This window comes from Micromonospora sp. NPDC005197, assembly GCF_040608295.1.
Classification (GTDB): Bacteria; Actinomycetota; Actinomycetes; order Mycobacteriales; family Micromonosporaceae; genus Micromonospora.
The window spans coordinates 1-3,486 of sequence record NZ_JBEXHY010000241.1; the positions used below are offsets into that span (position 1 = coordinate 1).

The 3,486-nt window shown below is 72.3% G+C and carries 4 protein-coding genes; 2 read left to right on the top strand and 2 right to left on the bottom strand.

What is annotated here, in order from left to right; genetic code table 11:
- On the top strand, window positions 1-557 hold a 557-nt coding region (locus ABZU46_RS31385), incomplete at its 5' end, for a hypothetical protein (RefSeq protein ID WP_354863315.1).
- A 70-nt stretch (window positions 558-627) separates the two neighbouring features.
- On the opposite strand, the gene ABZU46_RS31390 is transcribed toward ABZU46_RS31385, so the two are convergent.
- Both ABZU46_RS31390 and ABZU46_RS31395 read right to left on the bottom strand, forming a co-directional pair.
- Window positions 628-1,467 (bottom strand): GNAT family N-acetyltransferase, encoded by an 840-nt coding sequence (locus ABZU46_RS31390; protein WP_354863316.1) that lies wholly within the window; start codon window positions 1,465-1,467, stop codon window positions 628-630.
- A gap of 57 nt (window positions 1,468-1,524) precedes the next feature.
- On the bottom strand, window positions 1,525-2,748 hold the full coding sequence (locus ABZU46_RS31395; RefSeq protein WP_354863317.1) for an MFS transporter: 1,224 nt from the start codon (window positions 2,746-2,748) through the stop codon (window positions 1,525-1,527).
- A gap of 112 nt (window positions 2,749-2,860) precedes the next feature.
- Here ABZU46_RS31395 and ABZU46_RS31400 point away from each other — a divergent pair, with 112 nt between their 5' ends.
- Entirely contained in the window at window positions 2,861-3,448 is a 588-nt protein-coding gene (locus tag ABZU46_RS31400; RefSeq protein WP_139586621.1) for a PadR family transcriptional regulator, read from the top strand.
- Window positions 3,449-3,486: the final 38 nt, after the last annotated feature.

Genomic DNA, 3,486 nt, shown 5'->3' on the forward strand with positions numbered 1-3,486 from the left:
ACACGATCTTCCGTAAGAGCATGCTGTCCGTTGCTGGTCTCGCGTTCGCCGGTGGTGTCTTCGCCGGCCCGATCGCCGCCCACGCCAACCCCGCCACCGACGCCAAGCCCGTCGCCGCCGTGCAGACGGCAGTGTCGAAGCCGCAGGGCGACCAGTCGCACATCAGCCTCAACGGCGAGCAGACCGCCAACGCCAAGGCGATCATCGCCGCCACGAAGAAGGCCGGCCTGCCCGAACGGGCCGCGGTCATCTCGATCGCCACGAGCCTGCAGGAATCGAAGCTGGAGAACCTCGGCCACCTCGGCGACATGAACGACCACGACTCGCTGGGCCTGTTCCAGCAGCGCCCCTCCAGTGGTTGGGGCACCCCGGAGCAGATCACCAACCCCGAGTACTCCACCACCGCATTCCTCAAGGGCCTCAAGCAGGTCGACGGCTGGCAGGACATGCCCCTGACCCAGGCCGCCCAGACCGTACAGGTCTCCGCCTACCCGGACGCCTACGCCCAGTGGGAGCAGCAGGCCACCGACCTCGTCGCCCAGCACTGGAACAGCTGACCGCACGAACCAATGGCCGGCACCCCGAACCCGGGGTGCCGGCCATCGGCATACCCAGCCCCGGCTCGGGTCAGAAGAGCACGGTGGCGAGCGTGCCGACCGGCTGGAAGCCGCAGCGCTCGTACACCCGACGAGCCGGCAGGTTGAAGTCGTTGACGTACAGGCTGACCGTGGGGGCGACCCGGAGCAGCGCGTCGCGTACGACGGCGGCCATCGCGGCGGCGGCGATGCCGCGGCCCCGCCACTCCGGTGCGACCCAGACGCCCTGGACCTGAGCGGTCCGTTTGGTCACCACGGCCAGCTCGGCCTTGAACACGACCTTGCCGTCGACGAACCGGGCGTACGCGCGGCCGGCGCGGACCAGGTCGTTGACCCTGCGGCGGTAACTGCGGCCGGCGTCCTCGGCCAGCGGGGAGACACCGACCTCCTCGGTGTACATGGCGACCGCCGCCGGAAAGAGCCTGTCGACCTCGCCGGAGCGGACGCGGCGTACCTCTGGATCGGCCGGTACGGCCGGCAGTGTGTCGGTGGCCAGCAGCGGCTGGTTGGGCCGGACGTCGCGGGCCGGGCCCCACGTGTCGGAGAGCCGGTCCCAGAGGCCGAGGACGGCGTCGGCACGGCCGACGATGGAGGAGCAGAGCCGCTCCTCCCCCGCGAGCAGGTCGGCGAAGGCGGACACGGCGGCGTCGGTGGCGAGCACCGGCGTCAGGTTGCCACCGAGCCAGCACAGCGATTCGAGGTTGCGCCGGGCGCCGTACCCCAGGATCCGCCCTTCGGCGCGCCACCAGGAGAGCCCGCGCGCGGCGATGCGCTCCGCGACCTGCGCGCCCGCGAACGGGTCACGGTCGAGCAGGCGCTCGACCGCGCGGCGCTCCGATTCCCCCAGTTGCCGTACCGGCACCGTCAGCACGACTACCAGCCTGCCAGATCGACCCCCCGCCCCGCCGGCCGAGTGGCGAGCCCGCCGTCACACGGTCATCGGCTCGGCGACCGGGCTGGTCAGACGGGTCCGGCCGGCCCACCGGACGACCGGGGGCACCAGGGCACCGAGCAGGAGGAACAGCCCACCCAGCGCGAGCCATCCCGGTACGCCCCAACCGAGGGCGAGGCTGGTCACCACGACGGGCGCGAGCATCTTGCCCAGCTCGTAACCCATGCCGTACGTCCCCTGGTACTGCCCCTGCGCGTCGGCGGGCGCCAGCCCGAAGGAGATCCCCCATCCGGCGGCGGAGTGCCACAGCTCCCCGATCACGTGCGCCAGCGACCCGCAGCAGAGCAGGCCGATGGCGCCCGGTGTGGGCAGCGCGCCGCTGGCGGCGAACAGTACGCAGGCCAGGGCGATGACGACCCCCGCCCGGCGGGACGCGCGGGCGGCCCCCGGCAGGGTGACGGCGCTGCGTGCCGCGCGTACCTGCAGGAGCACCACCAGCGCGGTGTTGACAAGCGTCAACACCGAGATCATCCAGGCCGGTGCGGTGGTGTGCCCGGCGATCCACAACGGCAGAGCGAGGGTGAGCAGGCTGAAGTGCATGGACATCAGCCCGTCGAGCAGGGTGAAGGCGAGGAACGGGCGGTCCCGTAGGGCGACCAGCCGGGGTCCTCGCGTCGGGGCGGCGACGGGTGCGACCGTGGGCAGCCGGACGGAGATCGCCGCTGCGGCCAGCGACGCCGCCGCCGTGGTCAGGATCAGCGCGAGGTAGCCGGCGCGAGTGTCGGCGGCGATGGCGAAGCCGCCCAGGACGGCGCCGACGGAGATCCCGACGTTGGTCGTGGCCCGCAGGTAGGCGCGGGTGTGCACCCGCTGGTCGGCCGGGATCGCGCCGGCGATGAGCGCTCCCCGGGCGCCGCGGTCGACCGCGTCGGCGAGCGCCGTGGCGGCGCCGACCAGCAGGAAGGCGGGAAACGATCGGACGGCGATCAGGCCGGCGGTCAGGACGCCGGCCGCGATCAGCCCGCCGACCTGTGCGCCGCGCGGCCCGACGCGATCGGCCAGGTAGCCGCTCGGTGCGCTCGCGAGCACGCCGACGAGCGCCGAGATGGTCAGGCCGACACCCACCTGGGTGGCCGAGAGGCCGACCGAGCGGGTGAGGAAGAGCGCGCTGGCGACCAGCCACAGGCCCCGCCCGACGGTCTTGATCAGGGTGCTGAGGGTGAGGATCCGGGCCGGACCGGGCGGTGGGAGCAGGCGCATGCCGGACACTTTAACAAGACGTACGTACGGTTTGCAGATAGGAGCTTGTCGGCGATGCATTGCCGATATATCGTTGATGCATCAGCGACAGTACGCAGAGAGGAAGAACCTCATGAGGTTCCATCGACAGCACCACCCGATGCACGAGGCCCGGATGCGGGGCTTCGGCTTCCCGCCGGTCCCGCCCGGCCCGCATGGTCACGGCCACGAACACGGCGGCCCCTGGGGCGGACGCGGTCGCGGACGGGGCAGGGGCCGACGCCCCAACGTCCGTGGCGCGGTGTTGGCCCTGCTCACCGAGCGGCCGATGCACGGCTACGAGATGATCCAGGAGATCGACTCCCGCACCGGCGGCGCCTGGCGGCCCAGCCCGGGTTCGATCTACCCCACCCTTCAGCTCCTGGAGGACGAGGGTGTGATCGCCGCCAGCACCGAGGAGTCCAGCGGTGGGCGCAAGCGGTTCACGGTCACCGAGGCCGGGCAGGCGGAGGCCACCGCGGCCGCGCAGACCCCGGCGTGGGCGGACGTCGCCCAGGGCACCGTGAGCAGTTGGCACGACATCCGCGACTCCGGCGCGCAGGCGATGAACGCCCTGCGCCAGGTGATGATGAACGGCACCGACGACCAGCGTGAGCGGGCCGCCCAGGTGCTCGACGAGACCCGGCGCAAGCTGTACGCGATCCTCGCCGAATCCGAGTGACAGGCGACAGCGCCCGTACGAGAAGAGCGGCCGTCTCC